At 68.1% G+C, this 22,922-nt stretch carries 27 protein-coding genes; 15 read left to right on the top strand and 12 right to left on the bottom strand.

Going from position 1 to position 22,922, the window contains the following annotated elements:
* The first annotated feature begins 5 nt into the window (after nt 1-5).
* The 12 genes from AC1MEY_RS13710 (at nt 6) to AC1MEY_RS13655 (ending at nt 8,800) form a co-directional block, all read left to right on the top strand.
* Nucleotides 6-326, top strand: coding sequence for a hypothetical protein (locus AC1MEY_RS13710; protein ID WP_480231470.1), 321 nt, complete (start codon nt 6-8; stop codon nt 324-326).
* On the top strand, nt 323-1,564 hold the full coding sequence (locus AC1MEY_RS13705; RefSeq protein ID WP_480231136.1) for a metal-dependent hydrolase family protein: 1,242 nt from the start codon (nt 323-325) through the stop codon (nt 1,562-1,564). The genes AC1MEY_RS13710 and AC1MEY_RS13705 overlap by 4 nt, the downstream gene beginning before the upstream one ends.
* 22 nt (nt 1,565-1,586) lie before the next feature.
* Nucleotides 1,587-2,042, top strand: a complete 456-nt coding sequence (locus tag AC1MEY_RS13700) for a MarR family winged helix-turn-helix transcriptional regulator (protein WP_480231135.1) — start codon at nt 1,587-1,589, stop codon at nt 2,040-2,042.
* Between the two features lie 61 nt (nt 2,043-2,103).
* A complete protein-coding gene (locus AC1MEY_RS13695; protein WP_480231134.1) occupies nt 2,104-3,135 on the top strand; it encodes a 2Fe-2S iron-sulfur cluster-binding protein in 1,032 nt (343 codons plus the stop codon).
* Entirely contained in the window at nt 3,128-3,901 is a 774-nt protein-coding gene (locus tag AC1MEY_RS13690) for an SDR family NAD(P)-dependent oxidoreductase (RefSeq protein WP_480231133.1), read from the top strand. Before AC1MEY_RS13695 ends, AC1MEY_RS13690 begins: the two co-directional genes overlap by 8 nt.
* Before the next feature lie 33 nt (nt 3,902-3,934).
* Nucleotides 3,935-5,206, top strand: a complete 1,272-nt coding sequence (locus AC1MEY_RS13685; RefSeq protein WP_480231132.1) for an aromatic ring-hydroxylating oxygenase subunit alpha — start codon at nt 3,935-3,937, stop codon at nt 5,204-5,206.
* 2 nt (nt 5,207-5,208) lie between these two features.
* Nucleotides 5,209-5,532 carry a hypothetical protein gene (locus AC1MEY_RS13680; RefSeq protein ID WP_480231131.1) on the top strand — a complete coding sequence of 108 codons (324 nt, stop codon included), beginning with the start codon at nt 5,209-5,211 and terminating at the stop codon, nt 5,530-5,532.
* A gap of 13 nt (nt 5,533-5,545) precedes the next feature.
* Nucleotides 5,546-6,391, top strand: coding sequence for a TauD/TfdA dioxygenase family protein (locus AC1MEY_RS13675; protein WP_480231130.1), 846 nt, complete (start codon nt 5,546-5,548; stop codon nt 6,389-6,391).
* The gene (locus tag AC1MEY_RS13670) at nt 6,392-6,928 is read left to right on the top strand and encodes a carboxymuconolactone decarboxylase family protein (protein ID WP_480231129.1); all 537 of its coding nucleotides are present in this window, start codon (nt 6,392-6,394) and stop codon (nt 6,926-6,928) included. It begins immediately after the preceding gene.
* Between the two features lie 99 nt (nt 6,929-7,027).
* Entirely contained in the window at nt 7,028-8,311 is a 1,284-nt protein-coding gene (locus tag AC1MEY_RS13665; RefSeq protein ID WP_480231128.1) for a cytochrome P450, read from the top strand.
* Nucleotides 8,308-8,499, top strand: coding sequence for a ferredoxin (locus tag AC1MEY_RS13660; protein ID WP_163800512.1), 192 nt, complete (start codon nt 8,308-8,310; stop codon nt 8,497-8,499). Before AC1MEY_RS13665 ends, AC1MEY_RS13660 begins: the two co-directional genes overlap by 4 nt.
* Before the next feature lie 16 nt (nt 8,500-8,515).
* Nucleotides 8,516-8,800, top strand: a complete 285-nt coding sequence (locus tag AC1MEY_RS13655) for a DUF1330 domain-containing protein (RefSeq protein ID WP_480231127.1) — start codon at nt 8,516-8,518, stop codon at nt 8,798-8,800.
* Between the two features lie 120 nt (nt 8,801-8,920).
* Here the strand turns inward: AC1MEY_RS13655 and AC1MEY_RS13650 are convergent, their stop codons facing one another.
* The 8 genes from AC1MEY_RS13650 to AC1MEY_RS13615 all read right to left on the bottom strand — a co-directional run bounded on the left by AC1MEY_RS13650 (nt 8,921) and on the right by AC1MEY_RS13615 (nt 16,169).
* Nucleotides 8,921-9,121, bottom strand: a complete 201-nt coding sequence (locus tag AC1MEY_RS13650; protein ID WP_480231126.1) for a ferredoxin — start codon at nt 9,119-9,121, stop codon at nt 8,921-8,923.
* Nucleotides 9,118-10,320, bottom strand: coding sequence for a cytochrome P450 (locus tag AC1MEY_RS13645; protein ID WP_480231125.1), 1,203 nt, complete (start codon nt 10,318-10,320; stop codon nt 9,118-9,120). The genes AC1MEY_RS13650 and AC1MEY_RS13645 overlap by 4 nt, the downstream gene beginning before the upstream one ends.
* 124 nt (nt 10,321-10,444) lie before the next feature.
* Nucleotides 10,445-11,236: an NAD(P)-dependent oxidoreductase gene (locus AC1MEY_RS13640; protein WP_480231124.1), complete on the bottom strand. Its 792-nt coding sequence runs from the start codon at nt 11,234-11,236 to the stop codon at nt 10,445-10,447.
* Complete coding sequence (locus AC1MEY_RS13635; protein WP_480231123.1) at nt 11,233-12,051, bottom strand: NAD(P)-dependent oxidoreductase; 819 nt, start codon at nt 12,049-12,051, stop codon at nt 11,233-11,235. Before AC1MEY_RS13635 ends, AC1MEY_RS13640 begins: the two co-directional genes overlap by 4 nt.
* On the bottom strand, nt 12,051-12,911 hold the full coding sequence (locus AC1MEY_RS13630; protein ID WP_480231469.1) for an alpha/beta fold hydrolase: 861 nt from the start codon (nt 12,909-12,911) through the stop codon (nt 12,051-12,053). The genes AC1MEY_RS13635 and AC1MEY_RS13630 overlap by 1 nt, the downstream gene beginning before the upstream one ends.
* A 20-nt stretch (nt 12,912-12,931) precedes the next feature.
* A complete protein-coding gene (locus AC1MEY_RS13625) occupies nt 12,932-14,578 on the bottom strand; it encodes a thiolase C-terminal domain-containing protein (RefSeq protein ID WP_480231122.1) in 1,647 nt (548 codons plus the stop codon).
* Nucleotides 14,575-14,871, bottom strand: coding sequence for a ferredoxin (locus tag AC1MEY_RS13620; RefSeq protein ID WP_480231468.1), 297 nt, complete (start codon nt 14,869-14,871; stop codon nt 14,575-14,577). Before AC1MEY_RS13620 ends, AC1MEY_RS13625 begins: the two co-directional genes overlap by 4 nt.
* Before the next feature lie 8 nt (nt 14,872-14,879).
* The gene (locus tag AC1MEY_RS13615; RefSeq protein WP_480231121.1) at nt 14,880-16,169 is read right to left on the bottom strand and encodes an NADH-ubiquinone oxidoreductase-F iron-sulfur binding region domain-containing protein; all 1,290 of its coding nucleotides are present in this window, start codon (nt 16,167-16,169) and stop codon (nt 14,880-14,882) included.
* Nucleotides 16,170-16,205: 36 nt separating this feature from the next.
* Here AC1MEY_RS13615 and AC1MEY_RS13610 point away from each other — a divergent pair, with 36 nt between their 5' ends.
* Nucleotides 16,206-16,688 (top strand): hypothetical protein, encoded by a 483-nt coding sequence (locus tag AC1MEY_RS13610; RefSeq protein WP_480231120.1) that lies wholly within the window; start codon nt 16,206-16,208, stop codon nt 16,686-16,688.
* Between the two features lie 11 nt (nt 16,689-16,699).
* On the opposite strand, the gene AC1MEY_RS13605 is transcribed toward AC1MEY_RS13610, so the two are convergent.
* The 4 genes from AC1MEY_RS13605 to AC1MEY_RS13590 are packed head-to-tail and all read right to left on the bottom strand — an operon-like array spanning nt 16,700 to nt 20,318.
* Nucleotides 16,700-17,572, bottom strand: coding sequence for an alpha/beta fold hydrolase (locus AC1MEY_RS13605; protein WP_480231119.1), 873 nt, complete (start codon nt 17,570-17,572; stop codon nt 16,700-16,702).
* Between the two features lie 32 nt (nt 17,573-17,604).
* Nucleotides 17,605-17,994, bottom strand: a complete 390-nt coding sequence (locus AC1MEY_RS13600) for a Rieske (2Fe-2S) protein (protein WP_480231118.1) — start codon at nt 17,992-17,994, stop codon at nt 17,605-17,607.
* Between the two features lie 40 nt (nt 17,995-18,034).
* Nucleotides 18,035-19,192: an amidohydrolase family protein gene (locus AC1MEY_RS13595; RefSeq protein WP_480231117.1), complete on the bottom strand. Its 1,158-nt coding sequence runs from the start codon at nt 19,190-19,192 to the stop codon at nt 18,035-18,037.
* 22 nt (nt 19,193-19,214) lie between these two features.
* Nucleotides 19,215-20,318 (bottom strand): amidohydrolase family protein, encoded by a 1,104-nt coding sequence (locus AC1MEY_RS13590; RefSeq protein ID WP_480231116.1) that lies wholly within the window; start codon nt 20,316-20,318, stop codon nt 19,215-19,217.
* 250 nt (nt 20,319-20,568) lie between these two features.
* Here AC1MEY_RS13590 and AC1MEY_RS13585 point away from each other — a divergent pair, with 250 nt between their 5' ends.
* Nucleotides 20,569-21,567 carry an acyl-CoA dehydrogenase family protein gene (locus tag AC1MEY_RS13585; RefSeq protein WP_480231115.1) on the top strand — a complete coding sequence of 333 codons (999 nt, stop codon included), beginning with the start codon at nt 20,569-20,571 and terminating at the stop codon, nt 21,565-21,567.
* Entirely contained in the window at nt 21,551-22,726 is a 1,176-nt protein-coding gene (locus tag AC1MEY_RS13580) for an acyl-CoA dehydrogenase family protein (RefSeq protein ID WP_480231114.1), read from the top strand. The genes AC1MEY_RS13585 and AC1MEY_RS13580 overlap by 17 nt, the downstream gene beginning before the upstream one ends.
* Nucleotides 22,727-22,922: the final 196 nt, after the last annotated feature.

Genomic DNA, 22,922 nt, shown 5'->3' with positions numbered 1-22,922 from the left:
CGAGCATGCTGCCCACGGAGTTCGCGGACCTGGAGCCCTTCGCCGAATGGTGCCTGGGCTCCGAGAAGGAGCGGTACGCCAAGCGACTCGGCAGCACGATGCGCGACATGCAGGCGTTCTACGACGCGGTGACGCCGCGCGCGGAGGAGGCGATCTCCTACTGCGACAAGTTCCCCCTCGACGACCTGCCCGAGGACGTGCTGAACCTGATGCACCTGCTGTACTCGATGATCATGGTGTCGTTCCCGGTGGAGTGCTGGAAGCAGCCACGCGTGCCCGACTCGGGCGCCACGTCCCTGGACTGCGACTCCGAGCCCGTCCCGTGACCACGACGGTCCTGCGTGCCGCCCGGTGGGTGGACGTGGAGGCGGGTCGGGTTCGATCGCCTGCCGTGCTCGTCGTCGAGGACGACCGGATATCGGCGGTCGATCCCGACGTACTTCCGGAGAACCCGGACGCGGTCATCGACCTCGGCGACGTCACGCTGCTGCCCGGTCTGATGGACATGGAATTGAACCTGTTGATCGGCGGCCCCGGCGGACCGGAGGGGCTGCCCAGCCCCATGCACGGCGTGCAGGACGATCCGGCCTACCGGACGCTGCGAGGTGCGGTCAACGCGCGCTCGACGCTGGAGGCCGGCTTCACCACCGTCCGCAACCTCGGACTGATGGTGAAGACCGGTGGCTATCTACTCGACGTCGCGCTCATGCGGGCCGTCGATCAGGGGTGGCACGTCGGGCCGCGGATCTACCCCGCCGGCCATGCGGTCACCCCGTACGGCGGACACCTGGATCCCACGGTCTTCCAGCGGCTCGCGCCCGGGATCATGCCCCTGTCGGTCGCGGAGGGCATCGCCAACGGCGTCGACGAGGTCCGCGCGTGTGTGCGCTACCAGGTCCGGCACGGCGCCAAGCTCATCAAGGTGTCGGCCTCGGGCGGCGTGATGTCGCACAGCACCGCGCCCGGTGCGCAGCAGTACTCGGACGACGAATTCGCCGCGATCGCCGACGAGGCACACCGCGCCGGCGTGCGCGTCGCCGCACATGCGGTGGGCGACAGTTCGATCAGGGCGTGCATCAGGGCGGGCATCGACTGCATCGAGCACGGCTTCCTGGCCTCGGACGACACGATCAAGTTGATGGCGGACACGGGCACGTTCCTGGTGTCGACCACCTATCTCACCGAGGCGATGGCGATCGACCGCATCGCACCCGAGTTGCGTAAGAAGGCCGAGGTGGTCTTTCCGCAGGCGCAGGCGATGCTGCCCAAGGCGATCGCCGCCGGTGTTCGCATCGCCTGCGGTACCGACGCGCCGGCGATCCCGCACGGCGACAACGCGAAGGAGATCGTCGCGTTGGTCCGGCGCGGCATGACGCCCATGCAGGCGCTACGGGCGGCCACCGTCACCAGCGCCGAACTGATCGCTGCCGACCACGAACTCGGCAAGTTGGCTGCGGGTTACCTCGCCGACGTCATCGCCGTACCCGGTGACCCATCGGTTGACATCGCGAACACACTGGACGTGCGGTTCGTGATGAAGAATGGCGTGGTCTACAAGAACTGACGTCGTATGGGGAGAAGCGGGCATGGAACAGAAGGACAACATCCTCTGGCTGCTCAAGCAGGCCTGGTACTTCTCGCTGACCTCGGTGAACGAGTCCGTGAGCGAGCACGGCGTCAGCACCGCGCAGATCGGCATGCTGCGACAACTCGCCTCCGAGCCCGGCTTGTCCGGAGCCGAACTCGCCCGGCGCATGCTGATCAGCCCGCAGGGGGTGCAACTCGGTCTCAAGGAACTCGAGCGCCGTGAACTCGTGGAACGCAAGCAGGATCCGCAGCACGGCCGCATCCTCCAGGCGTTCCTCACCGACCACGGACGACAGGTCGCCGAAGCCGTCGTCAGTGACGCGATCACCGCGCAGGACAAGGTATTCGGCGTACTCAGCGACGCCGAGCAGGCCACGCTCCGAGAGCTGCTGGGACGGATCATCGAGCAGGGCACCGGCCACGAACTGCACCACGATCACATCGGACCCGAATGATCCCGCACGGGGGCTGATTCGCTTGCCATGAATGACAAGTACTTGATAATGTCGAGTCATCATGGCCGAAGGCACCGAAGTGGACGGGTTCGCGGCGCTGCGCATCGCCCGCGTGGTGCGCGAGACGGCGGACGCGGTATCCCTGGTGCTGGACGTGCCCGAGCACTGTTCGCGTCGATTCCGTTACCAGGCAGGCCAGTTCCTCACGCTTCGGGTCACCGTCGGCGGACGGGACCTCCGGCGGTGCTATTCGATGTCGTCGGCGCCGGTCGAGGACGAACTGCGCATCACGGTGAAGCGCGATCCCGGCGGCGTGGTGTCCAACTGGATCAACGACACCGCCGCCGAGGGCGACGAGGTGCACGTCGCGCCCCCGGAGGGACGGTTCGTGCTGCGCGGGGACCTCAGCGGAGCAACCGAATTGGTGGCGTTCGCCGGGGGTAGCGGAATCACCCCGATCATGTCGCTCGCACGTGCGGCGGTCGACGACCCGGACCGTCGGGTCCGGCTCTTCTACGCCAACCGCGCCAGGGGATCGGTGATCTTCGACGATTCGCTCGACCGGCTGGTCGGCGAGCACGGCGACCGGGTGGTGGTGCACAGGCACTTCGACGAGGACGACGGTGTCATCACCGCCGCCGCGGTCCAGGCCTTCATCGAACCCGCGGGAAATGCGCACTACTACGTGTGTGGGCCCGGCCCGTTCATGGACGCCGTCGAGGCAAGCCTTCTGGCGGCAGGGGTGAAGGAATCGCGACTGCACCTCGAACGCTTCACGGTCGTCGCGCCGGAGCCGTCCGCGATCGACCTGTCCTCGGTCACCGAGGACGTGCTGATCGAACTCGACCGGAAGAAGGTCGTGGCGTCGTATCGGCGGGGCGACACCCTGCTGCAGACGGCCCGGGCGGCCGGCCTGCGGGCGCCGGCATCGTGCGAAACGGGTTCGTGCGGAACCTGCATGGCCCGCATCGTCGAGGGCAGCGCCCACATGCTCAACAACGACGCGCTGGACGACGACGAAGTGGACGAGGGCTGGGTGCTGACGTGTCAGTCGCTGCCCACCAGCCGAAGGGTTCGGATGACCTATGAGTAACGGTGCTGCGCCCCATGAGTCACGGAGCCGCGTCGCGGTGGTGACCGGCGGTGCGTCCGGAATGGGCGAGGCCACCTGTCACGAGCTGGGCCGACGGGGCCATGCGGTTGCGGTGCTGGACCTGGACGAGAGTGCCGCGCAGCGCGTCGTCGACGACTTGCGGGCCGATGGCGTGACCGCGCTCGCGGTGGCGGCCGACGTCAGCGATCACGCGGCCGTGAACGAGGCCTTCGCCACCGTGCGGTCCGGACTCGGACCGGTGCACGTGTTGGTGACCAGCGCGGGAATCGTGGGCTGGTCACCCTCGGTGGACCTGACGCCGCAGGCGTGGCAACGGGTCATCGACGTGAACCTGACGGGCACCTTCTTCTGCGCGCAAGCGGCCCTGCCCGACATGATCGACGCCGCCTGGGGACGCATCGTGATGATCTCGTCGTCCAGCGCCCAGCGCGGGTCCCCGGGCATGGCCCACTACGCCGCGTCCAAGGGGGCGCTCATCTCACTCACCAAGTCGTTGGCCCGCGAGTACGGTCCGAATGGCATCACCGTCAACAACATTCCGCCGTCGGGCATCGAGACGCCCATGCAGCACCACGGGCAGGCGACCGGCAATCTGCCTCCCAACGAGCAGATGGCCGCGAGCATCCCGCTGGGCCACCTGGGCACGGGTGACGACATCGCAGCGGCCGTCGGCTTCCTGTGCTCGGAGCAGGCCGGGTTCATCACCGGCCAGACCCTCGGTGTCAACGGCGGTTCGGTGATGTGATGACGGAAGACGTCGAGAGGCAGGGGATGTCAGATGCGTAAGTGGCCCAAGCCCAGCGAGGGCAGCTGGACCGAGCACTATCCGGAACTCGGTACCGGTCCGGTGTCGTTCCGCGACTCGACCTCGCCCGAGTTCTACGAACTCGAACGCGAGGCCGTCTTCAAGCGCGCGTGGCTGAACGTCGCGCGCGTCGAGGAGCTGCCGCGGACGGGTAGTTACCTCACCAAGGAGATCGAGGTCGCGAAGTCCTCGGTGATCGTGGTGAAGGATCGCGACGGCCAGATTCGCGCGTTCCACAACATCTGCCGGCATCGCGGGAACAAGCTGGTGTGGAACGACTTCCCGAATGAGGAGACCAAGGGCACGTGCAGGCAATTCACCTGCAAGTACCACGGCTGGCGATACGGCCTCGGCGGTGAGCTGACCTTCGTTCAGCAGCCGGGGGAGTTCTTCGACCTCGACCGGAGTCGATACGGGCTCGCGCCGGTCGCGTGCGACGTGTGGAACGGCTTCGTCTTCATCAACTTCGATCCCGAGCCGCGCCAGTCGCTGCGAGAGTTCCTCGGCCCGATGGTCACCGCACTCGACGACTATCCGTTCGAGCTGATGACGGAGCGCTACGACTTCGTCGCGCACAACAACAGCAACTGGAAGGTCTTCGCGGACGCCTTCCAGGAGTACTACCACGTGCCGTCGCTGCACAGCCAGCAGATTCCGACCGAGGTGCGTCAGCCCGATGCGACGTTCGAGTGCGGGCACTTTCAGATCGATGGGCCGCACCGCCTGGTGTCCACCGCGGGTACCCGGCGGTGGCTGCTCGCCCCGGAGTTCATGTATCCCGTCGAGCGTGCAACGCGCAGCGGGTTGGTGGGACCGTGGCGCACGCCGGAGACCCATCAGTCCGCCGGGCTGAATCCCGGTGACATCGAGCCGTGGGGTATCACGAACTTCCAGATCTTCCCCAACCTGGAGATCCTGATCTACCACGGCTGGTACCTGCTCTACCGGTACTGGCCGACCTCGCACAACACCCACCGGTTCGAGGCCTACAACGCCTTTCACCCCGCTGCCACGGTGCGCGAGCGGGTCGAGCACGAAGTCGCCTCGGTGGTGCTCAAGGAGTTCGCGCTGCAGGACGCGGGCATGCTCGGCGGCACGCAGGCCGCCCTCGAGTACGGCCTGGACGAACCCACCGTCGACGAATATCCGCTCAACGACCAGGAGATCCTGGTCCGCCACCTGCACAAGGTGTCGGTCGACTGGGTCGACGCGTATCGGCGCGAGCACGAGCCGGTGGAGGTGTGACCATGCTGCCCAGCTCGTTCGCCGAGTACGAGCAGTACGCCGAACAGTGGTGCCTGGCAACCGAACCCGAACGATGGGCGATGCGCCTCTCGACGCCGATGCCGGCGATCCGCGAGTTCTACGACGCGTTCACGCCACGGTTCGAGGAAGCGATCGACTACTGCGACAAGTTCCCGCTCGAGGAACTGCCCGACGACGTGCTGAACCTGCTGCACCTCGTCTACTCCATGATCATGGTGTCGATGGCCGTCGAGGTCTTCGGCACCCAGAAGCCCGCCGACTCCGCCGACGCCGTCATCGACCGCGTCAGCGCGCCGGTGCCCTGAGGAAGGTCTGAACTTGAGCGTCTTGATGATCACCAAGCTCACCGCGTCGGTGGGCGCCGAAGTGACCGGCGTCGACTCCGATCGACTGCGAACCGACGACACACTGGGTTCGGCCATCCTGGAAGCACTGGAGGACAACGGAGTTCTGGTGTTTCCGGGCCTCGCGCTCGAGCCGGCGGCGCAGGTGGCGTTCTCCCGTCGCCTGGGCGAGATCGATCACTCCTCGGATGGCCATCATCCCGTGGCCGGCATCTACCCGGTGACGCTGGACAAGTCGAAGAACTCGTCCGCCGCCTACCTGCGGGCCACCTTCGACTGGCACATCGACGGCTGCACCCCGCTCCACGACGAGTGTCCGCAGAAGGCCACGGTCCTGTCCGCCAAGCAGGTGGCCTCGAGCGGTGGCGAGACCGAGTTCGCGAACTCCTATGCGGCCCACGAGGCCTTCACCGATGCCGAGAAGGAGCGCTTCGGCGCGCTACGGGTCGTGCACTCCCTGGAGGCGTCGCAACGCCGGGTCAATCCCGACCCGTCGCCGGAGGAGGTGACGCGGTGGCGGGCCCGGCCCACCCACGAACATCCACTGGTGTGGACGCACCGCAGTGGCCGCAAGTCGCTGGTGCTCGGCGCCTCCGCCGACCACGTCGTCGGCATGGACGTCGACGAGGGCCGGGTGCTGCTCGCCGACCTGCTCGCCCGCGCAACGCAACCCGAGCTGGTGTACAGCCACCACTGGTCGGTGGGGGACACCGTCATCTGGGACAACAACGGCGTCCTGCACCGGGCGGCGCGGTATGCGCCCGACTCGCCGCGCGAGATGTTGCGTACGACCGTCCTCGGCAACGAGCACATCCAGTAGGTGAGTCAGCCACGGATCACGCCACTGCCGCGCGCGGAGTGGGGCGACGGGACACGACGGGCCCTGAGCCCGCTGCTGCCCGCCGAGCGCGCGAACCCGGACGACGCGGGTGCGCTGCTGTCGACGCTGCTGCGACACGAGTCGCTGACGCAGGCCTACCTACACTTCAACGCGCACCTCCTGTTGCATTCGACGCTGTCGCCACGGGTGCGGGAGATCGCGATCCTCCGCGCAGCGGTACATCGCGACTGCGAATACCTCTGGGATCACCACGTGCCGCTGGCGCGTCGCGCCGGGTTGACCGACGACGAGATCGCGGCGGTGCGCGCCGGCGGTGGAGTCGCGCTCGGTGACCTGGACCTGCTCGTCGCGGCTGCCTCCGACGAACTGGACCTGCAGCACACGCTGTCGGAGCGGACGTGGACGGCGTTGAGCGAGCCGTTCGGCGAGCGGCAACGCATGGATCTGGTGTTCACCGTCGGCGCGTACCACCTGTTGGCGCTGGCCGTGAACGCCTTCGGGATCGACGGTGATTGACCACCGTCGTTGACGGGGGTTGGCCGGTGTGAAAACCTGATACCCAAGTATGAGAATTACATTCTCATCCGATGAGATCGTCGCCCGAAGGAGCTGTGCATGACGGAGGACCTCACCACGGTCGACTTCTTCCGGGACGGGCGGTTGACCGACGACCCGTACCGGTTCTACGAGGCCTTGCGCGAGAAGTGCCCGGTGAGCCGTGAGGACCACTACGGCGTGACGATGGTGACCGGCTGGCAGGAGGCGGTCGACGTCTACAACGACTCCGACACCTTCTCGTCGTGCATCTCGGTGACCGGGCCGTTCCCCGGTTTCCCCGTGTCGCTCGAGGGCATGGAGGACGGTGACATCACCGACCTGATCGTCGAGCACCGCGACGAGATCCCCTTCAGCGACCAGTTGCCGACACTCGACCCGCCGACGCACACCGACCACCGCGCGCTGCTCATGCGGTTGATCACCCCCAAGCGCCTCAAGGAGAACGAGGACGCGATGTGGGCGCTGGCCGACGACATCCTCGACGGCTTCCTCGCCCCCGGCAAGGGCGAGTTCATCAAGGGCTTCGCCGGCCCGTTCACGTTGCGCATCATCGCGGACCTGCTCGGTGTGCCCGAGGAGGACCGCGCCGAACTGCTGGACCGGCTGGCGCGCGGTACGCACGGCAGCGCCGTCGGCAACGCGGACAAGACGATGAACAAGACGCCGCTGGAGTACCTCTACGAGGTGTTCGCGACCTACGTCGAGGAGCGTCGGGCCGAACCGCGCGACGACGTGCTGACCGGTCTGGCGACGGCGACGTTCCCGGACGGGAGCATGCCGACGGTCGCCGACGTGGTGCGCGTCGCCACGAACGTGTTCTCCGCGGGACAGGAGACGACGGTGCGGCTGCTCAGTACCGCCTTGAAGGTGCTCGGTGACCGGCCCGACGTCCAGGCCAAGATCCGTGCGGATCGCAGCCTGCTGCCCAACTTCATCGAGGAGTGCCTGCGCATCGAGAGCCCCGTCAAGGGCGACTTCCGACTGTCCCGGGTCCCGACGACCGTGGGGGAGCAGGCCCTCGCCGCAGGCTGCACGGTGATGGTGATCAACGGTGCGGCCAACCGTGATCCCCGCCGGTTCGAGAATCCCGACGACTTCGATCCCGAGCGCAAGAACGCGCGTCAGCACCTGGCCTTCGGGCGTGGCATCCACAGCTGCCCGGGTGCACCGCTGGCTCGCGCCGAGACGAGGGTGGGTCTCGAGCGGATCCTCGACCGCACCACGGACATCCGCATCTCGGAGGACGAGCACGGGCCGGCGGGCGACCGCCGCTACCAATACATTCCGACGTACATCCTGCGCGGACTCACCGAATTGCACCTGGAGTTCGACCTGCGATGAAGGTTTTCGTCGACGAGGACCGGTGCGCGGGTCACGGCATGTGCCTGACGCTGTGCCCCGAGGTCTTCGACATGAGTGACGACGGGTGGGCGGTCGCCGATCCCGGGGACGTTCCCGTCGAGCTGGAACCCGCCGCCCGCGAGGCGATCGCGAACTGCCCCGAGCGGGCGATCCGCGAAATCAGTTGACGTCAAAGGAGATGCAGTGGCCAAGGGATATGTGATCATCACCGAGGACATCAAGGATCAGGCAGGCATGGGCGAGTACGCCAAGCTGGCCAGTCAGACGATGGCCAACGCCACCGTGCTGGCGTTCGGTCCCGTCGTCGAAACCCTCGAGGGCGAGTGGCACGGCACGCAGACCGTGCTGCTGGAGTTCGAGTCCGTCGAGGCCGCCAAGGAGTGGTACACCTCCGACGCGTACCAGGAGGCGTTGAAGCTGCGTCAGGCGGCCGCCGACTGCAACGGCGCCATCCTCACCGGCTTCTAGGCGTCTCTTTTCCGCCGGCATCTCTACCGCGAGCAGTCGCGAACTCTCCTCAATTGCTGCAAATCAGGGGAGTTGGCGTCTGCTCGCTGAGGTGTCGGCGAGTTCGACGGGAGTTGCGAGCTACCCGTCGACGATCGCGATGGCCTGCCGCGGGCATTGCCGCACCGACTCCTTGACCTGCCGCTCGTTGTCGGGGGTCACCTCGTCGGTGAGCACGTGCAGGTAGTCGTCGTCGTCGAGGTCGAACACCTCGGGGATGATGCCCATGCACACCCCGTTGCTCTCGCAGAGGCCGAAGTCGACCACGATCTTGGCCGTCATCTCAGCACCCGCACCGGCACGTGGTGGTAGCCGGCGACGTTCTGCATGTTCACCCGCTGCAGCCGGTCGAAGGCGACCTCGTAGCGCGGCATGAAGTCGAGCAGGTACTCGAGCGCGATCGCGGTCTCCATGCGCGCGAGCGCCGCACCGAGGCAGCTGTGGATGCCGTAGCCCAACCCGACGTTCTGCGCCTCGGCGCGGTCGCGGTCGATGTCGAACGTCTCGCCGTCGGTGAACGCGCGCGGGTCGCGGTTGGCCGAAGCGCCCATCAGGAACACCGGCTTGTGCGCGGGGATCACGCCGCTCGGCAGCTCGACGTCCTTCACGCTGTAGCGCACGTTGTACTGGACGGGCCCGACCCAGCGGAGCAGCTCCTCGACGGCGGCGGGGATCTTGCTGCGGTCGTCGAGCAGCTTCTGCCACTGCTCGGGGTGCTTCGCGAACTCGACCACGGCGCTGCCGACGAGCTTGGTGACGGTCTCGGCGCCGGCGCCACCGAGCAGCGTCGTGAACCCGGTGATCTCGATGTCGTCGAGCTTGCGCATCTCGCCGTTCTCGCCCGGGATCTCCGCGGCGATCAACCGGCTGATCATGTCGTCCTGGGGGTTCTGGCGACGTTCGACGACCAGGCCGTAGTAGTACATGCCGGAGTCGATGTTGGCCTGCATGTTGTCGTCGTCGCCGTCGATCTGACCGGGCTTGCGGTGCAGGCTCTTGTCGATCCAGTGGCGCACCTGCTGGCGGAACTCCTCGGGCACGCCCGCCATGCGGGTGATGACCTCGACGGGGAACGGGCCCGAGAAGTCCTGCACCACGTCGAAGTCGTCGGGGTCGGCCTTGCTCAGGTAGTGCTCGACGAGTTCGACGATCGTCTCGCGCTGCGACTGGACGGCGCGCGGCGTGAACGCCTTGTTGAGCAGGCTGCGCATGTGCCGGTGGTCGGGCGGGTCCATGAAGATGATCGACTTCTGCGGCGGTTCGTCGGAACGCACCATGCCGAGGTCGCAGCCACGCGCCGACGAGAAGGACTCGTGGTCCTTGAACGCGGCGGCGACGTCCTCGTGCCGGGTGAGCGCGTAGAAGTCCTCGACCTCGTCGTAGTACAGGGGAGCGTCGTCGCGCATCCGCTTGTACACCTCGTACGGATTGTCGAAGTACTCCTGCGCGAACGGGTGGAACACCACATTGGGCTTGGTCACGAGGTCCTCCTCGGCGCTGAGTGCAGAGCCGTACGCGTTACGGAAGGCTGATTGAATGTAACGCGAACAGTATGAGGCAAGGCGTCGTGGATGTCAGCCGAATCGACAACCGGGCGAGTCCCGCTCACCGCTGCACGCCAGCGTCCACCAGGCCGTCCAACAGGCCCAGGTCGCCGTCGAGCCCGGCCACCGTGGTGCGCACCACCGCGACGTCCTTGCCGACGAATTCGCCGACCGCCGCGATGAAGGCAGCGGCCGATCCCGCCGAGGCGACCATGCCGAGTACGCGGCTCTGCGCGCTGCCGTGGACCAGTGCGTTCAGGAGCGGCCCCTCGTCGACGCCGAGCTGCGATCCCAGCCGGACGCCCTCCGCGACGACGCCGATCTGGGCGGCGAACATGGTGTTGTTCACCAGCTTCACCACCTGGCCCGCGCCGGTCGCCCCCGCGTGCAGCACGGGATCTCCGTACGCGCCGAGCACCGGCCCGGCGCGAGTCACGGCGTCCTCGGAGCCGCCGACGAACAGCGTGACGTGGCCCGCGGCGATGTCGTGCGGACCGCCGCTGACCGGCGCGTCGAGCACGGCGACGGCGGGAAAGCGGGCCGCGATGGCCCGCGCCGTGTCCGGGCTGCCGGTGGTGTGCACGACGAGCACCGCGCCCGGTGCCATCCGCTCGACCAGTTCGCCGTGCAGGCAGAGGTCGGTCACCTGATCGTCGGTGAAGACGCACACCACGACGACGTCGGCTCCGGCGGCGACGTCGGCGATCTCGGCGACCGGCGTGGCCCCCAATTCTGCTATGGCCGAACGCTTCTCGTCGGTGCGTCCGAGGGCGCGCACGTCGTGGCCGGCCTCGACGAGGCGGCGCACCATCGGTGCCCCCATGCGCCCCGCGCCGACGAAGCCGACCCTCACCGTGCGTGATCCATCGACTCCAAGGCGGTGTCCGCGGCGGTGAACACGCTGCCCTCCGGGGCCGACGCGTGCTCGGCCAGGCTCGCCGCGTGCCGAACGTCCTTCTGCAGCAGCGCCCCGGCGATGGGTGCCAGACCCTCCAGGGTGCCGCCGAACATCGTGATGCTGCCGATGGCCTTGCTCGTCGCGGAGCCGCGGTTGAGCACCTCGCACAGCCGGTCCCGTGGGATGCCGAGCGCGTCGCCCAACGCGAGCGTGCTCATCGCCGTGCCCAGGTTGGCGCTGAACTGCAGGTTGTTCAAGATCTTCGCGACCTGCCCGGCGCCGAGTTCGCCCAGGTGCACGATGGCGTCCGAGTACGTCGCGAACACCGGCCGGACCTTCTCGACCACGGCCTCGTCACCGCCGACCATCACCATCAGCGTGCCCGCCTCGACCGCAGGCCCGCCGCCGCTCACCGGCGCGTCGATCAGGACCAGCCCCTTGGTGGCGGCGAGGCCGGCCAGTTCGCGGCAGGTGTCGGGATGCACGGTGCTGTGGACGGCGATGACGCCGCCGGGGGCCATTCCCGCCAGCACGCCTTCCTCCCCGTCGAGGACCTGCCGGACGTCGTCGTCGCCGACCACGCACAGGCACACCAGGTCACTGGCCGCGCCGAGTTCGGCTGGCGTACCGGCGATCTTCGCGGCGGTGTCGGCGTAGGGCTCGAGGGACTCCGGCCGCCGTGCCCACAGCGTGAGTTCCCAACCGCTCTCGACGATCCTGCGCGCCATGGGCCCGCCCTGACTGCCCAGTCCGATGAATCCGACGCGCATCAACCCGCCTCCAATTTCGTGTCGACGCGGCCGTCGGGTCTGGCGGCCACGCATTCGTCCAGGAACTCCAGCACCCGCTGGTGATACACGCCGGCGGTGTGGCCGACGCTCAAATTGTGGCCACTGTCGGCCATCTCGTCGACGGTCACCCGTGGGGCGCTGGTGAAGCCGGCGGTGATGGCCGCGACCGCCTCGGCCGACGACTCCCAGACCGCCTCGTGGTCGGCGACGGCGAACTCGACCGGAACGGTGACGCGGGCCGCCAGCTCGGGGAAGTCGCGGCGCGTCCAGCCCGCCGTCACCCGGCCCTCGTAGGCCACCCCCGGTGCCGACAGCGCCCCCGTCAGCACCTCGGGCGGGTAGAACTCGGTGGGCTGCCACAGCAGGTCGCGCAGGCCGGCCGGCCGCGAGGTGACCGTGGCCTCCTCGATCAGCGCCAGCGCGTCCGGCCGGTACCGCAGTCCCGTACCCGCCACCGCGAGACCGATGACGTCGCGGCCCCGGTCGTCGACGCACATCCGCAGCGCCAGTTCGCATCCCGCGGAGTGCGCGACGAGGAACAGTCCGGCGCCCCGATCGGTGTCCCCGAGGAGTCGATCGACCGCACCGAACGCCAACGCGACCCGCCGCTCCGGTTCGCCCATCTCGTCGGACCACATCGCGGATGCCCCGTAGCCGGGTCGGTCGACGGCGATCGCGGTCACGCCGGCGGCAGCCGCGGCCCGCAGCAGCGACAGCTCGGGATGGCCGGGGCAGTCGAAGTAGGCCGACGAGGTCGCGCCGCCGTGGATCGCGACGACGACCGCGCGGGGCTCGGCTGCCTCGGCGACGAGAGCGGACATCGGCACGCCGTCGACCATCACGACGCGGGGTGTCGGGATCACGCGTCGGACCGGAGGAGCATCACGCCGCTGGGCGTCAGGCCGCCGCTGCTGGTGACCGCGACCCTGGCTCCCGCCACCTGCCGGTCGCCCGCCTCGCCGCGCAACTGGGTGACGGCCTCGTGGATCAGGCCCATGCCGTGCGTGCGCCCGTGCGACAGTTGCCCGCCGTGGGTGTTCAGCGGTATGACGCCGTCGCGGGCGATGTTCGTGCCGCCGGCGAGGAAGTCCTTGGCCTCGCCGATCCCGCAGAAGCCGAGCGCCTCCAGCCATGACAGGCAGTTGAAGGTGAAGCCGTCGTAGAGTTCGGCGACGTGTACGTCGTTCGGCCGCAGTGACGTTCGTGACCACATGTGCGCGCTCTGGCCGAGCACCTGCGGCTCGTGGGTGAGGGTGGTCTGGTCCCAGTCGAGCCGCTCGATGATCTGCGTGCCCACCGCCTCGAACCGGATCGGGGGCTTCGCCAGATCCTTGGCGGCGTCGACGGCGGACACGATGACGGCGACGGCACCGTCGCACGGGACGTCACAGTCGTACAGTCCGAACGGCGTCGTGATCATCCGAGCCGACAGGTAGTCGTCCATCGTCATCGGGTCCCGGTAGATGGCCGTCGGGTTGAGTGCGGCGTTGGCACGCTGGTTCAGCGCGATCCAGCCCAGGGTCTCGCGCGTGGTGCCGTAGCGGTCGAAGTGGCGACTCGCGTTCTGCGCGAGCACGTGGGCCGCCGAGACCGCGCCGAAGGGATGCTGGAAGCTGGCGGTGCGGGCACCCATCGGGGGCGCCACCCTGCCCTCCTTCATCAGCTGCTGGAACGTCGCCTCCCACAGCGTGCGGAAGCACAGGACGTGGCGGGCCATCCCGGTGGCCACCGCCATCATCGCCGCGATCACCGAACCGCCGGGACCGAACGTGTCCATGCCTCCGTTGATCCACGTCGGGCGAAGGCCGAGCGCACCCTCCAGCGCACTGACACCACCCTCGCCCATGCCGGCCACGTCGAGGCCGGGATAGGTGGACAGGCCGTCGATGTCGTCGTAGGTGAGGCCCGCGTCGGCGATGGCCTGCTCGCAGGCCTGGATGGTCAGCGACAGCGGCGGGACCATTTGCCTGCGGCCGATCGTCGACATGCCGATTCCGGTGATGGCCGAGTGGTCCTCGAACTTCGCCGTGGTCAACATCGGGCGGACGTACTCGGCGAAGCGCTCCGGTGGGATCGCGTCCTCCGGCATCGCGGTGGGGGCATCCGCGTCGGCGGCCGGCGTGAACAGCGGCAGCCAGACGTCGTCGAGCTGCTGGAACGTCACCTCGACGGGTTGGCCGATGGCCAGGTCGTCGGGGTCGGCGTCGATGATGTTGGTGGTCAGTCGAACTCGCGGATCCTCGGCGAGCGCGACCTCGGCGACCACGTAGGGCGGGGGCAGGTCGGGAAAGCCAAAGCGGTGGTTGACGGACAACCCCGCGAGGGTGGCCTTCCCCGACACGACGCGGACGCCCATCGCGGTCTGGCGGCAGTACCGGCACACGGGCGCGGGCGGATGGATCAGCGACTGGCAGCTCAGACACTCCTGGATGCGCAACCGGCCGTCGGCGCCCGAGGTCCAGAAGAACTCGTTCTGCGCGGTGAGCTGGGGCAGCGGGCGCGTCACCGGACGAACCCCGAGATGGCCTCGTTGTCCTCGGTCGACGGGTGTGGCTCGGGGGCCTCGTCCGGAACCGCATGGGGGCGTTCGCGAGTGGGCGGCTGACCACCCATGTCGATGATGGCGTGCACCGGGCAGTCCAGCAGCGCCCGCAGGACGGCGGAACGGTCCGACTCGGCGACGGTGCCGTCGCCGATCAGCGACGCGTAGCCCCAGTCGTCGAGTGAGAAGTACTCGGGAGCGTGTTTGGCGCACGCCCCGAATCCGTCGCACATCGTCCGGTCGAGCCTGATGCGCATCGGGTCGCTCACGAGACCGCCTCCACTTCGTAGGGCCGGGCGGCGGCGTACGCGTCCGTGCGACACGGCTCGCAGGCGCCGGCCAGGTGTCGGGCGACGTCGTTCGGGAACGCCCTGAGCAGGCTGGCCGCCACGTTGGTCGCCGCGTCCAGCGTGGCGCATGCCCCGCGACCGCGGAGCACCACCGACCACCGCTCGAGCCTGCCGAGGTCCTCGTCCGTCGCGATGCCGTCCCGCAGGGCTGCGGCCACCGCGGCCATCGCCGCGGTGCCGTTGAAGCACGAGCCGCACTGGCTTGCGTTCTCGTGGTCGAAGTACGACAGCACCGACGCCGCGACCGCGACCGGGCACTCGTCGGCGATGACGGCCACCGCCCCGCACCCGAGTCCACTGCCGAGCCGTCGCATGGTCTCGTGGTCGAGCGTGGCGTCCAGCACCTCCCGGTTCAGCAGGCCCGCGAAGTATCCACCCATGAGCACGCCGCTGACGTCCGCGGTCGGGATGCCGTGGTGCTCCAGTAGTTCGGAGACCGCCGTCCCGTGCGGCAACTCGTACAGCGCGGGTGGTCTGCCCCCGCCGGTCACGGTGGCGAGGAAGGTGCCGGGGGAGGCCGAGGTGCCCTGCGCGCGGTACGCGTCACTGCCGTGGCCGAGGATGAACGGCAGATTCGCCAGCGTCTCGACGTTGCTCACCAGGGTGGGCAGACCGCTGACGCCCACCTCGAAGGGGCGCGGTGGCTTGTCCGTCGGTTTGGCCGGCCCGCCGTTGACTGCGCGCACGGCCGCCGTCTCCTCGCCTGCCACGTAACCGGGATCGACGGTGACGACGCCGACCGCGACGCCGTCGTCCGGGAAGTCGGCGAGTGCGGCGTTCACCGCCTGCGCGGCGTCCACGTCGGACAGATAGACGAAGGCGCGCTCGGCCCCGACGATCCGGGCCGCGAGGCGAACGCCGTCGAGCACCAGGTGCGGCCGGTGGCGGAGCAACCACTTGTCCTTGACCGAGGCGGGTTCACCCTCTTCGCCGTTGGCCAGCACCACCGTTCGGTGGCCGGCGAGATACGCGGCCTGCACGGTACGCAGCTTGACGGCGAGGGGGAAGGCTGCGCCGCCACGGCCCAGCAGACCGCTGCGGTCGATCTCCGCGAGCAACGCGTCGCGGTCGACGAGGTCGCGGTAACCACCTGCCGAGTTGTACCCGGCGTAGTCCTCCCGCTCACCCGAGGCGAGCAGGAGCCGTGGCTCCAGTCCCGGCCAGACGGAGACGTCGAGCCTCGTGGCCACCCCGTTGTCGGTCATCACTGACACCCTCTGCATCCGGATACGCTGGCGAACATGAGAACTGCGGTGATTCGCGTCGACGTCGACCCCTCGGCGCTGCTGACGCCGGCCCAGCTACGCGACGGCATGGCACGACTCGTCGACCTCGTCGGGGAGCATGACGCCGAGGTCGTCCACGCCGACCTCGCAGCGATGCCGGCGTCCCGTCGGCAGGTGGAGGTGCTGATCGCGGGAGACGACGCCGAGGAACTCACGAGTCGAGCACTCGACCTGTGCGTCAACGCCTTCGGAGGCTTCGGCACCCAACCGGCGGCGGGCGTGCTCACCTACGTCAGCCGGGGTACCGACGACGACGCGCACGGTGTGCTGGCCGGACTCGGCCTCAGCGGCGAGATCGAACGGATCCCCGGCGACGACGGATGGGACACGGTGCGGGTGACCGTTCGGCGGTCCGATCTGCAACGGGTTCCGGAGAGTCGCATCCACACCGCCTTGGAGGCGTCGCTGAACTGCGAGGTGGAGGTCGTCGCCAGGTAGTCGGGGCGTCGTCACTTCGCCAGGAACTCCAGGATCGCCGGTGCGGCCTTGACCCAGGTGTCGAACAGGCAGAATTTGGTCCCGCCACTGGCCGCGAACTTCTCGCCGGCTCGCTCCCACGCATCCTCCGGCCACGGCGGATCGATGAGTTCGGAGCCCTTGATGAGGCAGCTCACCTCGAGTGACGTGCGCTTCGGGTGGTCCCAGTCGTTCTCGCCGCCGCGGATGATCAGGGTGGGGACCTGGATGTCGCCGAATTGCTCGTCGGGGACACCGGGAATGGTCTGGCCGGGCTTGGACACGAACGCGTTGAGCCAGCGCAACATCACCTTGAGGAACTCGTCGGGGTCGAGCGCGAGGATGCGTTCCTCATTCGCGGGATTCTCCGCGATGCGCTCCTTCCACTCGCCCACGTGCAGCAGTCCCTTGATCCCCAGGCCGCGGACGGCCAGGATGCTGGGCGTGATGTAGTGGCCGCCGAGCACGAACGAGCCGTAGACACCACCGACGATGTTCCACACGACCAACTTCGTCACCAGCTCCGGGTAGAGCATCGCGGTGATCATCGAGTCGCGCGCGCCGCCGGATCCACCCGCGATCACGCACGGACCGAGGTCCAGGCCGGTGATGAGCTTCGCGAGTGTCTCGGCGCGCATATGGGATTCGCTCTGCCCGTAGAACTGGACGTCCGATGCGCCGCAGTTGGGGCGGTCCCACAGCAGCACCCGGTAGCCGCCCTTGACCAGCGCCCGCGCGAGCGGCTTCAGGCCCGGGATGTCCTTGCTGAACCTGCCGCCGGGTGTCAGGGCGATGACGTCGCCCTGCTTGCCCAGGATTTCGTACACGACGTTTCCGCCGTTGATCTCGATCGTCTTGTTGGGCAACGCTGCTCCAATTTTTTCTGGGCTCGAAGTGCTCAGGCCTGGACGAGCACGTCGTTGCCGACGACCCGGACGGGATAGGTGCGGATACTCCACTCGGGCTTGACGGCGGTGGTTCCGGTCGCCAACTCGAAGCCCCACTGATGCCAGGGGCAGAAGATGAACTCCTTGTCGCGCACCATCACCGCGTCGCCGGGCACGTCGCCGTCGACGACGTTCAGTCCCCTGGCCCGCCCCGAACACAGCGGCCCGCCTTCGTGCGGGCAGTAGTTGGCGATGGCGTAGAACGTGCCGTTGACGTTGTACACGCCCACGCCGTGGCGGCCGATGGGCACCAATTTGTGCGTGCCGTGCGGAATCTCGTCGACGGTGGCCACGACGTGTTCCCGCCCCTGCGCGAGGCGGGGCGTCTTCGCGTCGGTCATCCGTCGACGAATCCCGAGTCGCTGCGCTCCTGGCCGCGGATCAAAAGACCCGGACCTGACCCTCGAGGGCGGGCACGGTGTCCGGCAGGTTGGTGTACGTGGCCAACCCGTTGCGGAACATGATGGCCTCGCGCGCGTGTTCGGGAAGATGCTTGACCAGCCAGCGCGGGTCGTCGAACGTCCAGTGCGGGTAGTCACTGCTGAACAGCAGGATCTTCTCGCACTCCATCCACTCGAAGGCCCGCGTCAACTCGGTCTTGTCCTCCGGGTAGTCCAGGGGCTGGGTGGTGAACTTGATGTGGTCCTTGACGTACTCGCTGGGCTTGCGCTTGATGTCCATCCACGACTTGCGCGCCTCGTAGATCGCGTCCATGCGCCACATGAGCGGGAGGATCCACGTGAACGCGTGCTCGACGAAGACGATCTTGAGCGTCGGATGACGGTCGAACGTGCCGTCGAAGATGAGGCTCATGACCTGGTTCGCGGCCAGCAGTGAGTAGGTCACCATGAAGTCGTGGTTGTAGCTCGGCAGCCCGACCGGGGGCATCGGTAGCTCGTCGTAGTGACTGCGCGACAGGTGGCAGCTGACCGGGATGTCGTGCTTCGCGGCCGCGGCCCAGATGGGGTCGTACTTGGGATTGCCCCAAGACGGGCGGGGTTCGGCCTTGATCAGGATCTGCGCCATGTAGGGATGTCCGGCCCAGTGTTCGATCTCCGCGACGCTGTCCTCGGGGGTCTCGATGGCGAGACAGATCGACCCGCGCCACCGCTCGTGCCAATTGTTGTGGCTGTCGAGCCAGTGCTTGTCCTGCCAGTGGTTCAGCGCGACCGACATCGCGTGCTGCGCCTCGGGAATCCGCGCCGGGTAGGCGGCGGGCTCCAGGATGCAGAGGTCTGCACCGGCGTCCATGATGAGCTGCTTGAACGCCAACTCCGGATCGCTGCAGGCGAATTCGCCGTCGGGCGGGAAGGCGTCGAGGCGCATCGCGTAGGAGTGCGCGTAGTCGGGCGCGTCGTAGTAGATCTGGTCGCCGACCTTGTGGTTGCCGAAGTACTTGCTGCGCCACGGTTCCGGGAGGTACTGACCCAGCTCTCCGGTGCGGGGTGCCGGGTGGACGTCCGAGTCCACGCACCGGACGGCGATCCGCTCCGCGGCGGCGACCCGTGGGGTGGTGGTGATGGGCGCTGTTGTCGTCATGTGTGACGCTCCTCTCGATCCTCTACTGTGCAGCCGCGATGGCCGGAATGTCTATGCCATAGAGTTCGGCGGCGTTGCGCCAGCACAACTTGTCGCGTTGCTCCGCGCTGTAGGAACTGGGCACCGACAGCTCGTTCAGTTGCCAGTGCGGGTAACTCGATCCGTACATCACCATGTCGTCCTTGCCGGTGAAACCGGCCCACTCGCCGGCGAAGTCGACGTCGCCGGGCCCGTCGAGGCCGCCCTGGACGAAGTACACGTGGTTGGGCAGGTAGTCGCTGGGCATCTTCGGCGCCCACGGCGTCTGCTCGAGATGCGGCCTGCCGAAGCAGTCCATCCGCCACATGAAGGGCGTCAGCATGTCGGCGGCGCCGTCCGCCCAGACGAACTTCAAGTCGGGCGATCTCTCGAACACGCCCTCGGCGATCATGTTCATCAGGTGGTAGAGGAAGTTGAGCGCGGTGAAGCCGACGAACTGCTCGTAGGTGCGGGTGAGGCCGTTGGGTGTGGGAGGGAGTTGGACGCCGGACCCCACCTCGAAGTGCACCGCCACGGGCAGTCCGGCGTCGACCGCCGCGTCCCACAGCGGCCAGTACTGCGGCTTGCCGTAGAGCTCGCGGGACTGCAGGGGAACGCCCAACTGCACCACCCGCGGGTGGTCCTTGTACTTCGCGATCTCCCGCAACGCTCCGGCGATGTCGTCCGGATTGACCCGGAGCGTGCCGCGGAACCTGTCGCCGAACTCGGGGTGATCGAGCCAGCGGGTCACCATCATCTCGTTGTGGCCGGCGGCGATCGCCGAGCCGAGGTGCCGGTCGGGCATGATGCCGCGGGTCATCGGATGCAGGATCGCGACGTCGACGCCGCGGTCGTCGAAGAGGTGCTTGGCGGCGATCTCGGGGCGGGAGCCGGGGTACTCCCCGTCGGGACCCTCGGTGTCACCTGCGTACTCGCCGCCGGGCGCGCCGTACCAGTCCATCTCGTAGTCCGGGAAGCCGCGGCTGCGGAACGGTTCCTGCATGAAGTTCTGCCGCAGGTCCTTGTTGGACTGGGTGAAGATGTGCACGCTGGTGTCGATGACGGGCACCTCGACGACCCCGCCCGCGCCATCGTTGACTTCCTTCACGCGACCATCCTTCGTTCGTGTCCGGGCGGGAAGCGACCGTCCTGATGCCAGTGTAGAGCCTTGTTCTTCCGGATCAAGAATTATGTTCTCAAGCGATTCGCTTAGCGTCGACGCTGGTAGGAGCCCCGCTGTCCACCCGCTCAGCTTCCCGCTCGGAGAAGCGGTGCGCTCCGTTCGAGAGAATGACGACACCGATTGCGAGAATGCTATTCTCGCAGTCAAGGTTGAACGGTCATTGGGAGGCTTTCGCGTGCTACTGGAGTTCGACGCTGATCAGCGGCTATGGCAGGAGACCGTGCGCGACGCGGTCGGCAAGCAGTGCCCGGCCTCGTTCGTCCGCAACGTCGCCGAGGACGGAGTGGACGCGACCCCGCTCTGGAAGTCCTACGTCGACGCCGGCTGGACCGAACTGACCGACACCGAGAACGCCGTCGAACTGGCGATCGTGCTGGAGGAACTCGGCCGCGCCACCGACCCGACGCCGTTCCTCGCCACGGTCACGCAGTTCGCGCCGCTCGTCGGCGACCGCTTCGACCCGCAGGGGTCCGGGAGTGCGGTGTACTCGGGGATCAGCGCCTACCGCGACGCCGAGGGCTGGGTGCTCAGTGGTACCGACCGCTTCGTGCTCGACGGCGACCGCGCCGACCGATTCGCGGTCGTCACCGACGCCGGGGTGTTCCTCGTCGGCGCCGACGCCGTGACGACGCGCCGCAGCGCGACCTTCGACCCCGTGCTGCACGTCGCCGAGGTGTCGTTCGCCGGCGCCCACGTCGCCGACGCCGACCGGCTCGAGGTGGACACCGAACGCGCGCGCCACATCGCGCTGATGGGCATGTCCATCACCATGGTCGGCGCGTGCCAGCGCATCCTCGACCTCGCACTCGAACACGCCAAGAGCCGCCACCAGTTCGGCGTGCCGATCGGCTCGTTCCAGGCGATCCAGCACAAGGCGGTCGACATGCACGTCGCCATCGAACGCGCCCGCGCCCTGTCCTACTTCTCGGCGCTCACGATCGCCGCCGACGATCCGCGCCGGCGTTTGGCCGCCGCGATGGCCAAGGCGTCCGCGGGGGAGTGTCAGGCTCTCGTCTTCCGGCACGGCCTGCAGACGTTCGGCGCCATGGGATTCACGTGGGAGAACGACCTGCAGTTCGCACTCAAGCGGGCCAAGGCCGGAGAACTGATGCTCGGCGGCGCCTCGGAGCACCGCGCGATGATTGCGGAGGAGTTCGATGCAACTCTCATTTGATTCCGACGTCGACGAGTTCCGCGCGGAGTTCTCCGCCTTCCTCGACGAGCACCTGCCGTCTGCGGCGGAGACCCTCGAGCGACCGCGCTCGGTGTCGCACATGCCGCAGTGGGCCAGGGACTGGCAGCGCCTGCTGTTCGAGAACGGCTGGCTGCTGCCCGCCCAACCGCCGGAGTTCGGCGGGCGCAACGCGTCGGTGCTGCAGCAGTACGTGCACCTCGAGGAACTGTGCACCCGCCGCATCTACCACAGCTTCAACCCGCAGGGCGTGAACATCGTTGCGGCGTCGCTCATCACGTTCGGCAGCGACGAGCAGAAGCACGAGTGGGCCGTCCCGGTGCTGCGCGGTGAGCGCACCGCGTCGCTCGGCATGAGCGAGCCGAGCGCAGGCTCGGACCTGGCGTCGCTGCGGACGCGTGCGGTGCGCGACGGCGACGACTTCGTGGTCAACGGCCAGAAGGTGTGGACCTCCGGCGCCCACGACGCGGACTGGCTGCTGACGTTCGTCCGCACCGATCCAGATGCGCCCAAGCACAAGGGGATCAGCGCGCTGATCATCCCGACCGATCTGCCCGGTGTGGTGTGTCGCCCGTTCGCCGACCTCTGCGGCGAGGAGAACACCGACTTCAACGAGGTCTTCTTCAGCGACGTTCGGGTGCCCGCGGCGAACCTCGTCGGGCCGCTCAACGGCGGCTGGAAGGTGATCAACGGGTCACTCGGACACGAGCGCACGATGATGTGGCTCGGCTTCGCCGACCGGATCGCCAACTCGATCGCGGACTTCCGGCCGTCGAACGCGCTCGAGCGCGACGAGTTCGCCAGCACGATCATGGACTACCAGGCGCTGCGCCTGCTCGGGTCGGTCGGCCTGGCGCAGGCGTCGCGCGGCGAGGTCGACGTCGCGGCGGTGTCGATTCCCAAGCTGCTGGGCGCCGAGGCCGAGATGCGCGCCGCGGCAAACGCTCTCACCGGCGCGGGACCCGACGGGCTCATCCACCCGTCGACCTCCGGGCCGTATGCGCACATGAACCTCGACCACTACTTCGCCAGCTGGTTCGAGCGCTACGCCCGCAGCTTCTCCGGCACCATCGCCGGCGGCACCTCGGAGATCCAGCGCAACATCATCGCCCAGCAGGTGCTGGGACTCCCCCGCGGCTGAGCGGTCGGGGTCGGGTCCTTTCGCGAGCGTGCGTGTCTGCGGGCGACACGCCGGTTCCCAGCAGGAGTTCATGCACGTTCGCGCGGGTTGACTGGGTGACGGGTTGCATCGCGGACGAGTTCGGGTAGCCGGCGCGGACGCGGCGTCCTCGACGCCGTCGGCCTTTCATGCCCGCAACCGGACGCGTCACCATTCG

It is taken from the genome of Mycobacterium sp. PTI7, from assembly GCF_056679845.1.
This window is presented reverse-complemented; position numbering and strand designations above follow the sequence as displayed.